Below are 18869 nucleotides of genomic sequence, written 5' to 3'. Positions count from 1 at the left end.
CCGAGCATTAGCGCTGAAACCTTCCGCGGAACTTTCATTCCGCGACAACAGTCTGAGCACGCTCGTTCTGCTCGATCGGCGGTTCTGGAGTAAACGTTCTAATAAAGTTTGAAGGAAGTGAAGAACTGTTCGACCTGCTCCTGCGGCGCCTCTTTCGACGACACGATCGCCACCTGGTAGACATGCACGCCGCGCGCGACGAACCGCGCGTGGATCGAATGCGCTTCGCGCTTGTCGCCACTCACGCCCTTCACGTCCATTTCGCTGCCGAGCACGCGGCCGCCTGCCGAGAGTTCGATCTGCGTCGCGCGTGCGGACGGCGGCACGTTCACGTTGCTGGCGAGGCCGTGCTGAAGGAAATCGAGCGCGGCGCGCTGCAATGCCGGATCGGCGCTCGGCAATACGACGGTGCCCACGGCGAACACGGCATCGCCGGCTTCGGCGGTCTGCATCTTCATTTTCATCGACTGTCCCGCGATGCGGATTTCGCGCTCGTCGGAACGCGGCTTCGCGGGCAGCGTGACTTCGTAGCCGTCGTCGTTGTTCATGATCGTGCGCCAGTCGTAGGCCGGCGTGCAGGCGAGGAGCGCGCCGGCGGCAAGCGACGCGCAGAGCGCGGCGCGCAGCGGGCAAGCGGCACGACGGACAAACCGGCCTGCCGATGCGAAAGCGAAAGTTCGATTCATGACGAAAAAGTGCGCAAAAGCCGTCATTATCGCTGCTCAATACCGGGGCTTCCGGCTCGCGCGAGCTCGCGCTCCGGATTGGCGCTAAAATATCGGGCAGTTGCGAGCGCGGTCCGCGCGAATCCAGGTTCCACGAGGTTCCCCATGTCCCAAGCCACCCAGCAAACGCCCTCGCGCGGCAAGAGTCCGTTGCGCTACATCGCGATGGCGGTCGTCGCGGGCGTGATCGCCTGCACGGGCTACTTCGCGTTCGGTGGACAGCAGCGCGTACCCGACGCCACGTTCACGCTGCTGTCGGGCCAGAAGATTTCGACCTCGGCCGATCTGAAGGGCAAGGTCTATCTCGTCAATTTCTGGGCGACGAGCTGCGAGACCTGCATGAAGGAAATGCCGGAAATGATCAACACGTACAACCGCTTCAAGGGCCGCGGCCTCGAATTCGTCGCGGTGGCGATGAGCTACGACGCGCCGATGTACGTCACCAACTACGCGCAGACCCGCAACCTGCCGTTCAAGGTCGCGATGGACGACGGCAGCGTCGCCAAGCAGTTCGGCAACGTGCAACTGACGCCGACAACCTTCGTCATCGACAAGAACGGCAAGATTTTGAAGCGCTATGTCGGCGAACCGACCTTCGCCGAACTCGACGCGTTGCTCGACAAGGCGCTGAACGCGGTGTAATCCTCGCGCATGAACACCCGCCTGCTTGTTCACGGCAGGCGGGTTTTTTTATGCTCAACGCTCGCCGTCGCCCTTCACGGTGAGGCCGTAGCGCTTGATCTTCTCGTAGAGCGTCGCCTTGCCAAGCTGCAGCCGGTCGGCCGCCGACGCCACCACCCCGCCGCACTGCTGCAACGCTTCCGCGATCACCGCGCGCTCGAACTGCTCGGCGCGCTCCTTGAGCGACTGCGTCGCGGCGTCGAGCGGAACGGCCGTGTCGTCGATCACGCCGAGCACCATCCGGTCCGCCGCGTTGCGCAATTCGCGCACGTTGCCCGGCCAGTCGCGCTGCATCAGTTCGGCACGCTGACGGTCGGTGAGAAGCGGCGCGGGGCGCTCGTAGCGCACGGCGGCGTCGAGCAGGAAATGCTCGAAAAGCGGCACGATGTCCTCTCGACGCTCGGCGAGCGGCGGCAGCGTGATCGTCACGACGTTGAGCCGATACAGCAAATCGCGCCGGAACGTGCCATCGGCGACGTGTTCCGCCATGTCGCCCTTCGCCGCCGCCACCACGCGGCAATTCGCGCGGATCGGCTGGTTCGAGCCGAGCCGCTCCAGCACGCCGTCCTGCAGCACGCGCAAGAGTTTCACCTGCAACGAAAGCGGCATGCTCTCGATTTCGTCGAGAAAAAGCGTGCCGCCCGACGCGTGTTCCAGCTTGCCGACGCGCCGCTTCTGCGCGCCGGTAAACGCGCCCGCTTCGTAGCCGAACATCTCGGATTCGAACATCTGCTCAGGCAGCGCGCCGCAATTCACCGCGATGAACGGCTTGTCCCGTCGTGGCGAGAGGTCGTGCAGGCTGCGCGCGATCAGTTCCTTGCCCGCGCCGGTGTCGCCGTTGATGAGCACCGAGGCATCCGTCGGCGCAACGTTCGCAATCAGCCGCCGCACCTGCTCGATCGCCGGACTGCGCCCGATGATGCGCGGCGCGACGCTGCTCTGCCCCGCCAGTTCGCGCCGCAGCGCCTGGTTTTCGAGGACGAGCGTGCGGCGTTCGAGCGCGCGCCGCACGGCTTCGATCAGGCGCTCGGAGGCAAACGGCTTTTCGATGAAGTCGTAGGCGCCGTCGCGCATCGCCTGCACGGCCATCGAGATGTCGCCGTGACCGGTGACGAGAATCACCGGCACTTCGGGCGCGCGCTCGCGGCATTGCGCGAGCAGATCGAGACCGCTTGCGCCCGGCAGGCGGATGTCGCTCACGATCACGCCGGGAAACGCTGCATCGATCGAACGCGCCGCCGCTTCGACGCTGCCGTGTCCGGCGACCTCGAAGCCCGCGAGTTGCAGGCTCTGGACGCTCGCGCGCCGCACGAGTTCGTCGTCTTCGATAAAGATGACCTGCAGGCCAGTCGTCATTGCTCGCTCTCGCATCTACAAAGTTTTACGCACGCCGCAGCGTCAACACGAATTCTGCACCGTGCGAGCGATCGGCGTCGGCCTGCGTGCCGCCTTCGGGTCCGTCGACTTCCAGCGCCATCGCCAGATTGCGCGCGACGAGCGTGCCGCCGTAGTCGCGCGCGATCGCCGACGAAATCGCGAGGCCGAGCCCGAGGCCGTGCCCCATCTCCTTCGTCGTGAAGAACGGCTCGAAGAGACGCGGCAGCACGTCGTCCGGAATGCCGGGGCCGTTGTCGCGCACGACGAGTTCCACGCTCTGCTCGCCGATCTCGATAAACACGGAAATACGCGGCGAATCGCACGCGCCAACCGCGTCGAGCGCATTGCCGATCAGGTTGATCAGCACCTGCTCCAGCCGCAGGTCCTCGCAGCGCACGTACACGGGCGCATCGTCGCGGCGCAGTTCCGGCGCCACGTCGAGCGCGACGTCCTGCATGCGCGGACGCAGCATCGCGAGCACGTTGCGCCACGCGCGCGCGACGTCGGTGCGTGCGTTGCGCGGCCGCGCCTTCGCGACGAAGAGTTTCAGCTGATTCGTGATCTTGCCCATGCGCTCGGTCAGCGAGGCGATGGCTTCGAGATTCTCGTGCGCCGCCGCCTGGTCGCCGCGCTCGATCAACACGCGCGTGTTGTCGGAGAAACTGCGCAGCGCAGCGAGCGGCTGATTCAGTTCGTGCGTGATGCCCGCCGCCATCTGGCCGAGCGCGGCGAGCTTGCTCGCCTGGATCAGTTCGTCGTGGGCGGCGCGCAGGTCCTGCTCGGCGCGCGTGCGCTCGCCCACTTCCTTGGTGAGCCGCGCGTTGGCTTCCGACAGGTCCGCCGTGCGTTCCGCCACGCGCTGGTTCAGTTCGGCATACGCCGTCTGCAACAACTCGCGGCTGCGCAGCATGTCGCGCACGCGCACGCGCCGCATGCGCCAGTAGAAGCCGAGCAGACACAGCGACACGAACACGAGCCCCGTCACGATGGCCGCCGTGCGCGCGGCGCTTTCGACCGGATCGAGCGGCGCCATCGTGATCAGTTGCCAGTCGGGCTCGCCGATCGAACGGCGTGTCGCGAGATAACTCGGCGCGTTCAGTCCGCCGCCGACGCGCACGATCTGCGCATCGCCTTCGAGCGTCTTTACGACCGTCATCGGCAGCGGCGTGATGGTCTGCTGCGCGTACTGGCGCGTCGCGAACACGGACGCCTCGATGTTCTTCGGCAGCGGCCGCACCGTGTGATATTTCCACGCCGGCACCGACGACAGGAAGATCACGCCGTGATCGTCGGTGACGATGAGCGGCTCGGACGCGTCGGCGCTTTGCAGCCATTCGAGATTGAGCTTCACGACCGCCACGCCGACGATCTCGCGCGAGCTTTCGCGGTAGACCGGCTGCGAGATGTAATAGCCCGGCTCGCGCGACACGGTGCCGAGCCCGAAGAAGCGGCCGGTGTTGCCCTTGGTCGCGTCGATAAAATACGGGCGGAACTCGTATTCCGAGCCGACGAACGTATCGGCCGCGCGCCAGTTGCTGGCGGCGACGCACAGTCCGTTGGACCGGATGATGTAGGTGACGGTCGCGCGGGCGCGGCCGTTCAGATCTTCGAGGTAGCGGTTCGCGCGCTCGATGTTCGGCGCGTTCGGATCGGTCAGCACCTCCTGCACGAACGGATGGCGCGACAGCAGATACGGCAGGTATTCGTAGCGCTCAAGGGTGCTCTTGAGCGTGTTCGTCGTGCGGTCGACGCGCACGGCGGCATTGCGCCGCAATTCGTCGATGCCGCGCTGCCACGCGATGTTCCAGGTCAGCGCGCAGGCCGCCACGAGCGCGGCGGCAAGCGCGAAGAACACAAGCAGGCGGCGCGTCACGTGAGCGGATTCCGGATGACTGGATTCCGCGATTGTGGCATAGGCGCCGGACAGAGACGGCTGCGGCGAAGCATAGGTCGCCGGATGCTTCGCCGCGTTCATGGCCGTTGGGTCCTCTGAGGCGTCAGTGCTTGACCGGAATGGCGTCGCCTTCTTCGGTGTCGTCCGATGCGCCGTGCGACAGCGCGTTGCGCAGCTTGTTGCGGTCGAGCTCCTTCTCCCACGCCGACACGACCACCGTCGCCACGCCGTTGCCGACGATGTTCGTCAGCGCGCGGCATTCGCTCATGAAGCGGTCGATGCCGAGAATCAGCACCATGCCCGAAAGCGGGATCGTCGGCACGACGGCGAGCGTCGCGGCGAGCGTGATGAACCCCGCGCCCGTCACGCCGCTCGCGCCCTTCGAGGTCAGCATCGTCACCGCGAGGAGCGTCAGCTGCTGCGTCCAGGTGAGGTCGGTGTTGGTCGCCTGCGCGATGAAGAGCACGGCCATCGTCATGTAGATGTTGGTGCCGTCGAGGTTGAACGAATAGCCGGTCGGCACCACGAGACCCACCACCGAGCGCGAGCAGCCGAGCTTTTCGAGCTTGAGCATCAGTTGCGGCAGCGCGGCTTCCGACGAACTCGTGCCGAGCACGATCAGCATCTCTTCCTTGATGTATGCGACGAAGCGCAGGATGTTGAAACCGACCATCTTCGCAATCGCGCCGAGCACGATGACGACGAACAGGATCGAGGTGAGATAGAACGTGCCGATCAGCTTCAACATCGGCACGAGCGAGCCGATGCCGTACTTGCCGATGGTGAACGCCATCGCGCCGAACGCGCCGATCGGCGCCAGCTTCGTGATGATGCCGACCATGCCGAACAGGATGTGCGAGAGACCGTCGATGAAGCTCGTCACCGCACGGCCCTTCTCGCCGACGTGCGCGAGCACGGCGCCGAACAAGAGCGCGATCAGCAGGATCTGCAGGATTTCACCCTGCGCGAACGCCGACACGAGCGTATCCGGGATGATGTGCAGCAGGAAGTCGACGGTCGACTGGCCGTGCGCCTTCGCGGCGAACGACGCGACCGCCTTGCTGTCGAGCGTCGCTGGATCGACGTTGAAGCCAGCGCCCGGCTTCAGAATGTGCGTCGCCGCGAGACCGATCAGGAGCGCGAAGGTCGAGACGACTTCGAAGTACAGCAGCGCCTTGCCGCCGACGCGACCGACCTTCTTCATGTCCTCCATGCCGGCGATACCGGTTACGACGGTACAGAAAATGATCGGGCCGATGACCATCTTGATGAGTTTGATGAATCCGTCGCCGAGCGGCTTCATGTCGGTGGCGAGGGTCGGATAGAAGTGTCCGAGCGCGATGCCGATGGCGATCGCCATCAGCACTTGCACGTAGAGGACTTTGTAGAAAGGTTTCTTCACGATGGTTCCAGACAGGGATCAGGCAGTGGGCAAAAAAGAGCCGGAGGCGAGCCGCGAGTGCGAGGTGCGTCGGTGCGGGACCGGCATGATCCGCACGATGAACGCGCCGCGAGCAGCAGCCAGGCCGCTACGACGACGATTCAAGGACGTTTCGAAGGAATGGGGTGCATCGATTTTGTCTCCTTACTGTTATGAGGGGCCTCGCGGGCCATGCCTCTCTATTGCAAGGTCGATGCCAGTGTTTTATAGCGCCTAAACACCTGATTTAAAATATTTTTTTGTTGCACCAACGGGGCTTCGATCCGGCTTTCCGGAATTCCGGAACGACCTCGTCCGACGATCCGGACGACCCTCGGGTTTTCCCTTAGCGCCTTTATCTACGGGCTTTCCCGGAGTTTTTCGACCGCCGGGCGGAACGCATCGCAGAGACATTCGTCGGCAAATCCGAAAAGCGCGGGGGCGAAAAAAACCCACGTCACCGTGGGTTTTTTGTCTCGCCGGTTCGCGGCGCTGAATCAGACGACGCCCGCGTCGTGTGCCTGCTGATCCGCGTGATAGCTCGAACGCACCATCGCGCCGACGGCCGCGTGCGTGAAGCCCATCTTGTACGCCTCTTCCTCGTACATCTTGAAGGTATCGGGATGCACATACGCACGCACCGGCAGATGATGCTCCGACGGTTGCAGATACTGCCCGATCGTCAGCATGTCGACGTCGTGCGCGCGCAGGTCGCGCATCACCTGAAGGATTTCCTCTTCGGTTTCGCCCAGTCCGACCATCAGGCCCGATTTCGTCGCGACATCCGGATGCAGCGCCTTGAAGTCCTTCAAGAGCTTGAGCGAATGGTGGTAATCCGAGCCCGGTCGCGCTTCCTTGTAGAGACGCGGCACCGTTTCGAGATTGTGGTTCATCACGTCGGGCGGCGCGGCGGTCAGAATGCCGATCGCGCGATCGAGACGGCCGCGGAAATCCGGCGTCAGGATTTCGATGCGCGTCTGGGGCGAATGCTCGCGCACCTGCCGGATGCACTCGACGAAATGCGCCGCGCCGCCGTCACGCAGGTCGTCGCGATCGACGCTCGTGATCACGACGTACTTCAGTTTCAGCGCGCCGATCGTGCGCGCGAGATTCAGCGGTTCTTCCGCATCGAGCGGATCGGGACGACCGTGGCCGACATCGCAGAACGGGCAGCGGCGCGTGCACTTGTCGCCCATGATCATGAACGTCGCGGTGCCCTTGCCGAAGCATTCGCCGATATTCGGGCAACTCGCTTCTTCACACACGGTATGCAGGTTGTGCTCGCGCAGGATCTGCTTGATCTCGTAGAAACGCGAACTGCCGGTCGCCGCCTTCACGCGAATCCATTCGGGCTTCTTCAGCTTTTCGATCGGGACGATCTTGATCGGAATGCGCGCCGTCTTGGCCTGCGCCTTCTGCTTGGCCGTGGCGTCGTAGGCGGCGGGAGTCGGAGAAGCGGCGAGTTCGCCAGCCAGGTTTCCGGTTGCGTCAGTCATTCGGTCGATCCATTCAGACGGTCAGGCCGTTCTGCGGTTGAGCGGCGGCGGGGGCGCCGTCGATGTGGTGGGTTAGCCGGTCTGCGAGACGCCCGGCCACTTCGTGCCAACTGGCCGCGACGCCGAGCGTCGCCATGTCGACTGTTTCGAGTCCCGCATAGCCACATGGATTGATCGCGAGGAACGGCTTCAGGTCCATCCGCACGTTCAGGCTCACGCCGTGATAGCTGCAGCCGTTGCGAATCTTCAGACCCAGCGCGGCGATCTTCGCGCCTTCGTGCAGGCCGTGGAGCGCGGCATCGGCGCCGTCCGCGAGCTGGTTTTCGAACGGTCGTGAGATATAGATACCCGGCGCGCCAGCCTTACGATCAGTCGCCAGATTATACGCCGCGAGCGTTTCGATCACGGCCTGCTCGATCCGGCGCACGAGTTCGCGCACCATCAGCTTCCGGCGGCGCAGATCGAGCAGCAGATACGCGACGACCTGCCCCGGCCCGTGATACGTGATCTGCCCGCCGCGATCCACTTTGACGAGCGGAATGCCGCTGTCGGCGATCAGGAGGTGCGCGGGATCGCCCGCGAGGCCGAGCGTGAACACCTGCGGATGCTCGACGAGCCAGATTTCATCGGGCGTGTCGGGCGTGCGGGCGTCGGTGAAGGCGCGCATCGCGTCAAAGCTTTGCGCGTAGGGTTCGAGGCCGCGCCAGCGCAGCGTGACCGGATGCGCGGCGCAACCGCTGACGGTCGCCGCGGCGGGGTTCGAATCGAAAGGAGCGCGGAGCGGCGTGGCGGACATGATCCCGTTAGTTTACCGAAATCGTGCAACGCCCGCCGCCGATGAATCCGCGCGGACGGCGCTCAGATGGTCCGCAAGCCCGAGCGGAAGCGATCGAACATCCGGTCGAAACGCTTCGCGATCCAGCCGATCGCCCGCCGGTCGGGGCGCGCCGCGATCGTGAAGACGACCTGCGCGGGCCGTTCGCCTTCGACGGAAAGCCAGAGCCGCTCGCGTTCGCGCAGCTTGAGCTTGTCGCCGGGGGCGAGCCAGTAGTCCTCGGTATCGTTGCTGCGCGTCGCCCAGACCGCGGCGCCCTGCACCGTGAGCCGCGTGCCGCGCGCGATGCGCATCGGCACCGTTTCGCCGGGACGGATTTCGAAGACGACGTTTGTGGATATTTCTCGCATGATCTGCTCCGTGAAGATTGGCTTTGCTGACTACAATCCTAGGCGCAGCAAGGCTGGGAGCAAAACGAGCAATTTTCTTCGCTATGTGAGGTAGATTAGCGAAGCGAGTGATGTACCCGATCAACATACTTCGATCTGTCATGGACCTTCGCCAGCTTCCCGCCCTCAACGCCCTGCGTGCCTTCGAAGCCGCCGCGCGCCACGAAAGCTTTTCGCGCGCCGCCGACGACCTCTTCGTCACGCACGGCGCCGTCAGCCATCAAATCCGGGCGCTCGAAGCCGAACTGAGCGTGTCGCTCTTCGCCCGCGACGGCAAGCGCGTGCGCCTCACCGACAGCGGCCGTCAGTACGCCGCCGAAGTCCGCGCGGCGCTCGTCGCGCTCGCCGACGCCACGCGCAAGCTGCGCTCCGGGGATCGCGACCGGCGGCTCGTCGTGTCGATGCTGTCGTCGTTCTCGGCGCGCTTCGTGACGCCGCGCGTCGGCAGCTTCATCGAAAAACATCCGGAAATCGACCTCGAACTGCTGTCGACGAACGCGCTCACCGACTTCACGCGCGACGACGTCGATGTCGCGATTCGTTTCGGTCAGGGCAAATATTCGGGGGTGCACGCGGAGAAGCTGCTCGACGAAGTGTTCTTCCCCGCCTGTTCGCCGCGCTTCAACGGCGGGAAGCTGCCGCGCACGCCGGCCGATCTCGCCGGCATGCCGCTCTTGCGCTCGAACGACGAGCTGTGGCGTCCCTGGTTCGACGCCGCCGGGCTCACCGACCTGCCCGAGCCCAAGCGCGGCGTTCTGTATGAGGATTCGTCGAATTTGCTGCAGGCGGCCATCGACGGCCAGGGAATCGCGCTGGTGCGCCGCTCGCTCGCGATGCACGAGATCATCGCGGGGCGGCTCGTGCGGCTCTTCAATATCGACGGACCGAGTCCCTGGACCTATTTCTTCGTCTGCCCGACCTCGATTCTGAAGACGAAGCGGGTGCAGGACTTCCGTGCGTGGATTTTCGACGAGGCGGAGCAGTTCAGGCGCACCTACGAATGCACGCCGGCCGCGTGCGATGCGCCCGAGGCGACACTCAAAGCACTATCTTGACCATCGGATGGCCGGTGAGCGCGCGGTAGATGTCGTCCAGATGGGCGCGGCTTTGCGCGCGCACCGTGCAGGTGAGGCCGGTGTAATTGCCGCCGGACGACGGCCGGGTTTCGACGCGCGTCACGTCGAATTCGCCGTCGTGCTCGCGGATCACCGTGACGATCGTGTCCTGGAAATCCGGATGCGTCTTGCCCATTACCTTGATCGGGAAATCGCAGGGAAAGTCGAACAGGTCGTCGATGGATTGTGGGGTATCGGGGGTAGTCATGGCGTTCTCCTTCACTTGACGCGCGCGGTCCAGTCCGCGAGTTCGCGCGCCTTTGCCCGCTGATAGGCGTCATACAATGCAGCATAGATCGCGCCGGGCCGGCCTTCGCCGACGGGCTCGCCGTCCAGCACGGTGATCGGCATCACTTCCTTGGTCGCGGAACTGATCATGATTTCGTCGGCGTCGCGCAATTCGGCTTCGGTGATGTCGCGTTCCTCGAACGCGATGCCCGCCTCCGCCGCCAGTTCCTCGACGAGCGCATAGCGGATGCCTTCAAGAATGCGCGGTCCGCGCGGCGCGCCGAAGAGCTTGCCGCCCTTCACGATCCACACATTCGACGACGACCCTTCCGTCAGCAGGCCATCACGCAACTGGATGGTTTCGAGCGCGTCGTTTTCCGCCGCGTGTTGCGCCATCAGCACGTTGCCGAGCAGCGAAACCGACTTGATGTCGCAATGCAGCCAGCGCTTGTCTTCCGCGGTGACGGCGCGCGCGCCCTCGGCGCGGCTTGCGTCGCTCGGGAACGCGAGCGGATTGACCATCACGAAGACGGTCGGCGTGATGCCGGCCGGAAAGGCGTGGCCGCGCCGTTTCGCGACGCCGCGCGTCACCTGGATATACACGAGCGCGTCGCCGTCGCCGCGATTCGCTTCGAGCGCCTGTGCGATCAGCGCGCGCCAGCCGGCGTCGTCGAACGGGTTGTCGATGCGGATCTTGCCGAGACTGCGCGCGAGCCGCGCCAGATGCTGCGTGAGCCGGAACGGCGCTCGGCCTTGCGGCGTGGCGTAGAGCGGCACGACTTCATACACGCCGTCGCCGAAGATGAAACCGCGATCCAGCACCGGAATGCGCGCTTCGGACAACGGGCCCCACTCGCCGTTCAGATAGACGACGGGATCGAGATCAGCACTCATGGCGACGGCTCCTTGCCTTATTGCTTGCGCTTGTCCCACCACATCAGCGCGGAATCCCACAGGCGCCCGGCGATACCCGCTTCCGGCACGTCCTGCAGCGCGACGAGCGGGAACTGCGCGAGCTCCTTGCCGTCCGCCATCATCTTGACGGTGCCGATCTGCTGGCCCTTCTTGACCGGCGCGACGATCAGCGCGTTGTGCGTGACCGTGGGTTTCACCTTGTCGGCCATGCCCTTCGGCACGGTGATGTACTGGTCCGTCGAGACGCCCGCCTTCACGTTGTTCTCGGCGCCCTTGTAGATGCGCGGCGATTCGATCACCTGATCGGCCTTGTAGAGCCGCATCGCGTCATAGGCGGTGTAGCCGTAGTTCAGCATCTTCAGGCTGTCCTGCACGCGGTTGTGCTCCTTCGGCTCGCCCATCATCACGGCGACGAGGCGCCGGCTCGCGTCGGGCACGCCGTTGAGCGGGCGCTTCGACGTCGCGATCAGGCAGTAGCCGGCCGCCTTCGTGTGGCCGGTCTTCAGGCCGTCGACGGTCGGATCGAGCCACAGCAGGCGGTTGCGGTTCGGCTGCTTGATCTTGTTATACGTGAAGTCGCGCTCCGAGAAGATCTTGTAGTACTCGGGAAAGTCGCGGATGAGGCGCGTCGAGAGCACGGCCAGGTCGCCCGCCGTCGTGTAGTGCTGCGGATCGGGCATGCCGTTGACGTCGGCGAAGTTGGTGTTCTTCATGCCGATGCGCTTGGCCGCCGCGTTCATCAGCCCGACGAAGTTCTGCTCGCTGCCGCCGACGAGTTCCGCGAGCGCGATCGCCGCGTCGTTGCCCGACTGCACGATCATGCCGTAGACGAGATCGTGAACCGTCACCGGCTTGTTCGCTTCGATGAACATGCGCGACTCGTCGGTGCGCACGCGGCGCACGGCCTCGCTCGGCATCACGGTCTGGTCCATGTTGATCTTCTTCGACTTCAGCGCATCGAAGACGAGATACGCGGTCATCAGCTTCGTGAGCGACGCGGGTTCCGAGCGCTCATCCGGGTTGCCGGATGCGAGCACCTGGTTGCTCGTGGCATCGACGAGCACCCACGAGCGCGCCGTCACGTCGGGCGGCGGCACCTGCGCGAAAGCGCTCGCGGCGGCAAGCGTGGCGGGCAGCACGATCGCGGCGGCAATGGCGCGATGCAAAACGCGTTGGGACACTTCGGGAATGAAAAAGGACAGGCCGGAAGGGGAAAAGCGCATAGGGTCGGGTCGGCAGAAAAGGCATCGGCGCTTCGTCGGCTTTCATTTGAGGACGGGCGAAGCGCGGGTTGAACAGGCGGACGTTCGGGCCAGATGAGCGCGTCGATTCGACGTGGGCGCCAGCGGATGCCGCGGGCGCAGCGAAAAGAAGCGCTGGTTGGACAGACGGTCGCGCGATCGGTTCTCAAGCGGCCAAGCGGTGGCGCGACGAAGGCGCCGTGTGCTCGAGCGACACGCTGAACGCCTCGGCATTCAGCGCAAAAATTCTGCGCCATTATACGCGTCGCGCGATGCGCTTTTGCTTCGGATACGGCCTGATGTCCCGCGAATGTGCATATTTTTCGGGCACGCAGAAAAAACGGCGCAGAGCCTTCGGGAGGCTTGCGCCGTGCTTTTCGGATTCGAAAGATCGCGCGCCTTAACGCCAGGCGTCGACGATCACGCGCTTCAGGATATGCAGCTTGCGATGGAAGAAATGCTCGCCGCCCGGAATCACGACGACCGGCAGTTCCTGCGGCCGCGCCCAGTCGTAGACCGACTGGATCGGCACGGTGTCGTCCAGTTCGCCGTGGATCACGAGCGTGCCCTCCGGCACCTCGGCGACTTGCCAGCGGCTCGCCGCCGTGCCGACGAACACCATCCGCTCGATCGCCTGCCCCGCGTCGCGCATCGCTTTCGCCACGTGCGAGAGCACGAAGGTGCCGAACGAAAAGCCCGCGAGCACGAGCGGCACGTCGGCCTGGCCCGGGTCGGCGCGCATGTGGTCGATGACGGCGCGCAGGTCGTCGCGCTCGCCGATGCCGTTGTCGTGCTCGCCCTCGGTCTTCCCGACACCGCGAAAGTTCGAGCGGTACGTCGTGTAGCCGAGCTGCACGAAGGTGCGCGCGAGCGTCTGCGCGACCTTGTTGTCCATCGTGCCGCCGAAGAGCGGATGCGGATGCGCGACGAGCGCGATGCCGCGCGGCGTGCCTTCGGCGCGGTCGAGCGCGACTTCGATCTTGCCCGCCGGGCCGTCGATCAGGAATTTCTCGGTGTGTGCGTTCATGGAAGGCGCCGCGTCAGGCCGGTTGGTCGATGAGAAGCCGCTCGACGATCTTGCCGTTCGCGAGATGCGAATCGACGATCTCGTCGATATCGGTTTCGTCGATGTAGGTGTACCACGTCCCTTCCGGATACACGACGACGACCGGCCCCAGCTCGCAACGGTCCAGACACCCCGCCTTGTTGATGCGCACACGGCCGTCGCCCGCGAGCCCCAGCTTCTTCACGCGCTTTTTCGCGTATTCCTGCATGGCCTGTGCGTTGCAGTTCGCGCAGCTCGGGCGCGACGCGTCCGGCTCGCGCTGGTTCAGGCAGAAGAAGACGTGATACTTGTAGAAGGAATCCATGAGCGTCGGCGTGAAAGAGTGTCGGTCGATTATAGCGAGCGATCCCGATCGCCGCCGCGCCGCCGCCGCGCAAGCCAGGCGCGCTCCGCGACCGATGCGAGCCAGCCGAGCGCCGCATAAGGCCACACCCAGGCAAGCCAGTGCGCGAGGCCATTGAAGTGCAGGTAGCGCCCCTGCCGCCAGTCGGCGAGCACGATATCGAAGTAGGGATTCACCGGCAGCACGTTCACCAGCGCGAGCGCGATCACCAGCGCGGCGCCCGCGAGCGCCGCGCGCAGCGCGCGCGGCAGCGCGAGCGAGACCATCGCGGCGAGCGTGCCGATCGCGATGCCTTCGAGCGCGCCGTCGGTCGCCCAGTCGAACGTGAGACCCGCGCGCGATTGCAGGAACGACGCGCCCGCCTTCGCGCCGAGCGTCAGCGTGAGGAGCGCGAGCATCAGCCGCATGCGCGGCGCGCGCTCGCGGCTGTACAGCGTCGCGAGCACGAGCGCGGCGAAGAGGTTGCACGACGTGATCAGCGCTTCCCACGAATCGTCGGGCAGGAGGCCGGCGAAGTCGTCGAGCCAGCCGCCGATGTCCCACGCGGCGGGCGTCCACGCGAGGATCGCGTCCTGCATCGACGGATCGAGGCCGTCCCAGAGCACATGAGGCAGGTCGCCGAGCGCGAACAGATAGGGCGCGGGAAAGAGCGTCGCGAACGGCCAGAGCGCCGACAGACCGAGCACGTAGGCGGCGTCGCGCTCGAACCACGTGAAGCGGATTCGCCGCAACACGCCGCGATCGAGCAGCATGCTGGTCGCGGGCGCCGTCAGCACGCCACCGATCAGCGCGCCGAGCGCATTCGCCGCGAGATCGAGATTCGACGCGACGCGCGTCGGCAAATACGTCTGGATCGATTCCATCGCGCCGGAAAGCAGCGCGCCGCCCGCGAACGCGGCCGCGACCGCAGCCGCGCCGCGCCAGCGCGGATACAGCGCAAGCACGACGAGCGCGCCGAGCGGCATGTAGCCGAGCACGTTCGTCACGACGTCGAACGCCGTCACGTATTGCGGAAGCGGATCGGTGAGAAACGCGAACGGCGCGAGGCCGAGCGAGCGCCAGCCGGAAAACGGATACAGCGATCCGTACACCACGAGCGCCGCGTACACGGCGAGCGCCTGTCGCGCGAAGGCCGACGGGCGGCGCTGCCACTGCTTTGTGGTCATCGGCCGCCCGTGCGGGGCGCGCGCCGGCCGGCGGCGCTGGGCCCGTGCGTCATTGCGAAGCGACGAGCGGCTGCACGCCGAGCCAGGTGGTCATCTGCGCGATGAGTTCGTCGGCGGCGGCGGCGAGCGCCTGTGCGCCGCCGGCGGCGTCGCCGGTGCTCGCGGGCGCGCGCGCCATGAACGTGCGCTGGCCGATCACGCGGCCCTGTTGCGAGAGCGTCGCGCGCACCGACACGAGCCCGTGACTTTCGTTGGGCGCGTCGAACACTTGCTCGAAGCCGGTCAGTTCGACTTCGAGCAGCGGCGCGCGCACGGTGTCGGCGCCCGTCAGCACGGGGCCGCGCGCCGACAGCGCCGAGCGCAGGCGCTGCGTCAGCAGTTGCGCGGGCGGCATCGTCCAGTGGCTGTTCGAATAGACGCCGGTGCGTTGCGCGTCGGCGTATTGCAGGCGATAGACGAACGCGTCGGAATCGAGATCGCGCGGCGCGGCCACGCCGACCACCTTCATCGGCGGCATGTTGCCGGGCGTGCCCAACGCGGGCGGCGCGCCGAGGTCGTAGCGGATATTCGAAACCGCCGCGGGCGGCCCCGACGCGCAGCCGGACAGCGCCGCCGCGGCAAACGCGGCGAGGACAAGGGGAAAACCGCAGCGCCGCGGCAGCGAGCGAAGAGTCCGCATCGCGTCGAAATTCATGGGTGGCATCACAGTTCCTCGGATTCGATGCAAAAAAACGTCAAGCGTCAGACTTTAGCGCGCCAAATTTTAAGGCAAACCGACGAACACGCCTCGATACGCCCGCCAATCCACCGCTTTCGGCTTTCATTTACGGCTCATTGCCCCGCTTTCGCCGGCCACGTGAAGCCCGGCTCGCCCGGCCCGGGCGCCTGCGCGGGGGCGCCGAACAGCACGCTGCGCGGATTCGTGCTGAAGGTATCGGCGGCGCGGTCGATCGAGCGCGCGGCGCTGCTGACGTCGTCGGCGAAGGAATTCACGCGCGGCAGCGTCTCGTAGCCGACTCGCGCAGACAGCTCGCGCAGCGAATCGTTCATGTCGGCGAGCGCGACGCCCGCCTGCTCCGCCGCCGTCCCCGCCTTGTTCAGGTTCGACACGAACGGCCCGTCCGGCCGGTTCAGGCTCTGGATCAGTGTGTTGGTCGACGCGAGCGCGTTGTCGAGCCGGTTGAGCGTCTGCGGCAGGCGCGCGGTCGCCGGCCCGACCTGGCTCGCGAGCGTCGCGATGCCGTCCGCCGCGCCCTTCAGGCTTTTCGTCGTCGCCATCAGCTGGTCGCGGACGTCGTCGGCGAGGAACTTGTCCGCGTCGTCGGCAAGGCGCTCGAATTTGCGCAGGATCACGTCGCCGCGCTGCTGGAGCTGGTCGAAGATGCCCGGGCGCATCGGCACCTCGGCCACTTCCTTCACCGACGAAGGCAGGTCGCGCGTGTCCTTGCCCGTATCGTCGAGTTGCACGAACGCGATGCCGGTCACGCCCTGGAAACCGAGCGTCGCGTAGGTGGAATGGGTCATCGGCGCGTTCTTGTCGACCTGAATGCGGATCCTGATCTGTCCCGGATGCGCGCGGTCGAAGCGGATCGACTCCACCTTGCCGACGCCCAAGCCGCGATAACGCACGGCGGCATCGGTGAAGAGGCCGGTCACGTTGGTGCGCGCGATCAGGTCGTAGGGCACGCGCACCGTGCGGTCGACGTTGAAGAAGAACGCCGCGAACGCGATCGCCGCCACGAGGACGATGGTGAAGAGGCCAGCCCAGAACGCATGGGATTTGTTTTCCATCGACAGGTTCCTTTTCTTCCTACTCGCTCTTGGATGAGCCCTTACCGCGCTTGCCGCATCACTTCAGGCCGAGCGGCGCTTCCTCCAGCGCGACGGCCGGAAGCCGCGCGCGCCGCTCGGACGGCAGCGCCTGCAACGCGCGCCGCCCGCGCCGGCCGAGGAAATATTCGCGGATGAACGGATGATCGACCGCCACCGCTTCCTCCACCGGCGCCGCGACCAGCACGCGCCGCTCGGCGAGCACCGCGACCCGTGTCGAGAGCGCGACCATCGTGTCGAGATCGTGCGTGACCATGATGACCGTCAGCCCGAGCGCGCGATGCAGCGTCGCGATCAGGTCGACGAATTCGTCGGACGCCTTCGGATCGAGGCCGGCGGTCGGTTCGTCGAGAAACAGCAGTTCCGGTTCGAGCGCGATCGCCCGCGCGATGCCGACGCGCTTCACCATCCCGCCCGACAGCGCCGACGGCATCTTGCTCGCGTGCTTGCACGACAGCCCGACCATCTCCAGTTTCAGCATCACGAATTCGCGGATCAGATCCTCGGGAATCTTGCCGAGTTCGCGAAACGGCTGCGCGATGTTGTCGTACACCGACAGCGACGAGAACAGCGCGCCCTGCTGGAACATCATCCCGGAGCGCGTGCGCAGCATGCGCGCGGTTTCTTCGTCCATGCTCGCCCATTCCTCGCCGAGCACGCGGATACGGCCCGAGGTCGGCGATTCGAGGCCGAGTATCTGCCTCACGAGCGTCGTCTTGCCCGAGCCCGAGCCGCCGAGGAGCGCGACGATCTCGCCGCGCCGCACCTCGAGGTTCAGATGTTCGTGGATCACCGTGCGCCCGTAGCGCTTCGTGACGTCCTCGCACTCGATCACCGGCTCCGCGATGACGGGCGGCGGCTGGTGGCGCACGGCAGTGGCGAGAGTGGTCGACATCAGAGGCCCACGTTCTGGAACAGGATCGCGAACACGGCGTCCGCGAGAATCACGATGGTGATCGAGGTGACGACCGACGTGGTCGTGCCTTCGCCGAGGCTCTCCGAATTCGGCTTGATGCGAAACCCGAAATGGCACGCGGCGAGCGCGATCAGCATGCCGAACACGACGCCCTTGCCAAGTCCGATCCACAGGTTCGCGATCGGCACGACGCTCGGCAGCGAGCGCACGAAGAACGACACGTCGATGGACAGCACGAGTTTCGCCGCGAGCGCGCCGCCCGACAGCGCGATGATGTTGGTCCACATGACGAGCAGCGGCATCGCGATGCCGAGCGCGATCACGCGCGGCAAGACGAGGCGCAGGCCGTGCGGGATGCCCATCACCTGCATCGCGTCGAGTTCCTCGGTCACGCGCATCACGCCGATCTGCGCGGTGATCGCGGAACCCGAGCGTCCCGCGACCAGAATGGCCGACAGCACCGGCCCGAGTTCGCGAATCACGGAGAGCCCGAGAATATTCACGATGTACTGGTTCGCGCCGAACACGCGCAATTGCTGCGCGGACAAATAACTCAATACGATGCCGATCAGGAACGCGACGAGCGCGGTGATCGCGAGCGCCTGCGTGCCGGCGCTATAGACATTGGCGGAGATTTCCGTCCACGGGATGCGTTTCGGACGCCGCACGAGGCCGATCAGGTCGATCACGAAGGTGCCGAACATCGCGAGGCCGCCGTACAGATGCTCGAAAAACGAGAACAGCAGAAGGCCGAAGCGCGTGACGGGATCGGTGCGATCGACGGCTTCCGGTTCCTCGCGCTCGGCGTCGAGCAGCGCGACGCGCTCGAAAATCTCGCGCTGCGTGTCCGAGAGCGCGACCGTTTCCGGCATGCGCCGCCCCCAGATGCGCCACAGCGCCTGTCCGCCGACGTGGTCGAGCCGTTCGATCGCGAGCAGGTCCCAGTTGCGGATCGATTCGCGGCCGATCGCGCGCAGCCGCCGCGTCACGCCGCTCTTCGCGCGGTCGCGCGCGAGCGCGAGCGCCGTCCACTGGCCGGAGAGCCGGACCACCTTGCCCTGCTGACCGGCTTCCACTCGCAGGCGGGGCGGAGTGTCGAAGTTCAAGGATCGAATCGCTCGGCGGAAAGGGAGCACACATTGTAACGAAGCTTTATGTTCGAAATGAGCCTATCGACGCGGCCGCACCGGCCTCGGGCGGCCGCGCCGACTGGCGTTCGGACGGCCGCGCGC

General features: G+C 65.7%; 19 protein-coding genes. 2 read left to right on the top strand and 17 right to left on the bottom strand.

Annotation, left to right across the window (positions count from 1 at the left end; all coding sequences use genetic code 11):
- Positions 1-98: 98 nt before the first annotated feature.
- Positions 99-686 carry a hypothetical protein gene (locus tag QCE48_RS01225; RefSeq protein WP_309786552.1) on the bottom strand — a complete coding sequence of 196 codons (588 nt, stop codon included), beginning with the start codon at positions 684-686 and terminating at the stop codon, positions 99-101.
- A 144-nt stretch (positions 687-830) separates the two neighbouring features.
- Here QCE48_RS01225 and QCE48_RS01220 point away from each other — a divergent pair, with 144 nt between their 5' ends.
- Positions 831-1367 carry a TlpA disulfide reductase family protein gene (locus QCE48_RS01220; RefSeq protein ID WP_309786553.1) on the top strand — a complete coding sequence of 179 codons (537 nt, stop codon included), beginning with the start codon at positions 831-833 and terminating at the stop codon, positions 1365-1367.
- Between the two features lie 54 nt (positions 1368-1421).
- Here the strand turns inward: QCE48_RS01220 and QCE48_RS01215 are convergent, their stop codons facing one another.
- The 6 genes from QCE48_RS01215 to QCE48_RS01190 form a co-directional block, all read right to left on the bottom strand.
- On the bottom strand, positions 1422-2762 hold the full coding sequence (locus QCE48_RS01215) for a sigma-54 dependent transcriptional regulator (protein ID WP_309786554.1): 1341 nt from the start codon (positions 2760-2762) through the stop codon (positions 1422-1424).
- A 25-nt stretch (positions 2763-2787) separates the two neighbouring features.
- Complete coding sequence (locus QCE48_RS01210) at positions 2788-4758, bottom strand: ATP-binding protein (protein ID WP_309786555.1); 1971 nt, start codon at positions 4756-4758, stop codon at positions 2788-2790.
- Positions 4759-4780: 22 nt separating this feature from the next.
- Positions 4781-6079, bottom strand: coding sequence for a dicarboxylate/amino acid:cation symporter (locus tag QCE48_RS01205; protein WP_309786556.1), 1299 nt, complete (start codon positions 6077-6079; stop codon positions 4781-4783).
- A gap of 515 nt (positions 6080-6594) precedes the next feature.
- On the bottom strand, positions 6595-7593 hold the full coding sequence (gene lipA, locus QCE48_RS01200) for a lipoyl synthase (protein WP_309786557.1): 999 nt from the start codon (positions 7591-7593) through the stop codon (positions 6595-6597).
- Between the two features lie 13 nt (positions 7594-7606).
- Positions 7607-8389 carry a lipoyl(octanoyl) transferase LipB gene (lipB, locus tag QCE48_RS01195; protein ID WP_309786558.1) on the bottom strand — a complete coding sequence of 261 codons (783 nt, stop codon included), beginning with the start codon at positions 8387-8389 and terminating at the stop codon, positions 7607-7609.
- A 62-nt stretch (positions 8390-8451) separates the two neighbouring features.
- Positions 8452-8778 carry a DUF2917 domain-containing protein gene (locus QCE48_RS01190; protein WP_309786559.1) on the bottom strand — a complete coding sequence of 109 codons (327 nt, stop codon included), beginning with the start codon at positions 8776-8778 and terminating at the stop codon, positions 8452-8454.
- Positions 8779-8918: 140 nt separating this feature from the next.
- Here QCE48_RS01190 and QCE48_RS01185 point away from each other — a divergent pair, with 140 nt between their 5' ends.
- Positions 8919-9872, top strand: a complete 954-nt coding sequence (locus QCE48_RS01185) for a transcriptional regulator GcvA (RefSeq protein ID WP_309794061.1) — start codon at positions 8919-8921, stop codon at positions 9870-9872.
- Here the strand turns inward: QCE48_RS01185 and QCE48_RS01180 are convergent.
- From QCE48_RS01180 to QCE48_RS01135, 10 genes are all read right to left on the bottom strand, one after another.
- The gene (locus QCE48_RS01180) at positions 9856-10140 is read right to left on the bottom strand and encodes a DUF493 family protein (RefSeq protein ID WP_309786561.1); all 285 of its coding nucleotides are present in this window, start codon (positions 10138-10140) and stop codon (positions 9856-9858) included. The genes QCE48_RS01185 and QCE48_RS01180 overlap by 17 nt on opposite strands.
- 11 nt (positions 10141-10151) lie before the next feature.
- A complete protein-coding gene (locus QCE48_RS01175) occupies positions 10152-11054 on the bottom strand; it encodes a D-amino acid aminotransferase (protein WP_309786562.1) in 903 nt (300 codons plus the stop codon).
- A gap of 17 nt (positions 11055-11071) precedes the next feature.
- On the bottom strand, positions 11072-12298 hold the full coding sequence (locus QCE48_RS01170; protein WP_309786563.1) for a D-alanyl-D-alanine carboxypeptidase family protein: 1227 nt from the start codon (positions 12296-12298) through the stop codon (positions 11072-11074).
- Positions 12299-12716: 418 nt separating this feature from the next.
- On the bottom strand, positions 12717-13343 hold the full coding sequence (locus tag QCE48_RS01165) for a serine aminopeptidase domain-containing protein (protein WP_309786564.1): 627 nt from the start codon (positions 13341-13343) through the stop codon (positions 12717-12719).
- Between the two features lie 13 nt (positions 13344-13356).
- Complete coding sequence (locus tag QCE48_RS01160; protein WP_309786565.1) at positions 13357-13686, bottom strand: (2Fe-2S) ferredoxin domain-containing protein; 330 nt, start codon at positions 13684-13686, stop codon at positions 13357-13359.
- Positions 13687-13715: 29 nt separating this feature from the next.
- Positions 13716-14891 carry a VanZ family protein gene (locus QCE48_RS01155; protein ID WP_309786566.1) on the bottom strand — a complete coding sequence of 392 codons (1176 nt, stop codon included), beginning with the start codon at positions 14889-14891 and terminating at the stop codon, positions 13716-13718.
- A 49-nt stretch (positions 14892-14940) separates the two neighbouring features.
- Positions 14941-15570 carry an ABC-type transport auxiliary lipoprotein family protein gene (locus QCE48_RS01150; RefSeq protein WP_404983329.1) on the bottom strand — a complete coding sequence of 210 codons (630 nt, stop codon included), beginning with the start codon at positions 15568-15570 and terminating at the stop codon, positions 14941-14943.
- Between the two features lie 152 nt (positions 15571-15722).
- Positions 15723-16682, bottom strand: a complete 960-nt coding sequence (locus QCE48_RS01145; RefSeq protein WP_309786567.1) for an MlaD family protein — start codon at positions 16680-16682, stop codon at positions 15723-15725.
- Between the two features lie 58 nt (positions 16683-16740).
- Positions 16741-17616 (bottom strand): ABC transporter ATP-binding protein, encoded by an 876-nt coding sequence (locus QCE48_RS01140; RefSeq protein WP_087629235.1) that lies wholly within the window; start codon positions 17614-17616, stop codon positions 16741-16743.
- The gene (locus tag QCE48_RS01135) at positions 17616-18743 is read right to left on the bottom strand and encodes an ABC transporter permease (protein WP_087629234.1); all 1128 of its coding nucleotides are present in this window, start codon (positions 18741-18743) and stop codon (positions 17616-17618) included. The genes QCE48_RS01140 and QCE48_RS01135 overlap by 1 nt, the downstream gene beginning before the upstream one ends.
- Positions 18744-18869: the final 126 nt, after the last annotated feature.

The organism is Caballeronia sp. LZ024, assembly GCF_031451455.1.
In the GTDB taxonomy this organism is placed as follows: domain Bacteria; phylum Pseudomonadota; class Gammaproteobacteria; order Burkholderiales; family Burkholderiaceae; genus Caballeronia; species Caballeronia telluris.
Note: the sequence above shows the minus strand (reverse complement) of the source record. Positions and strands in the feature narration are given on the sequence as shown.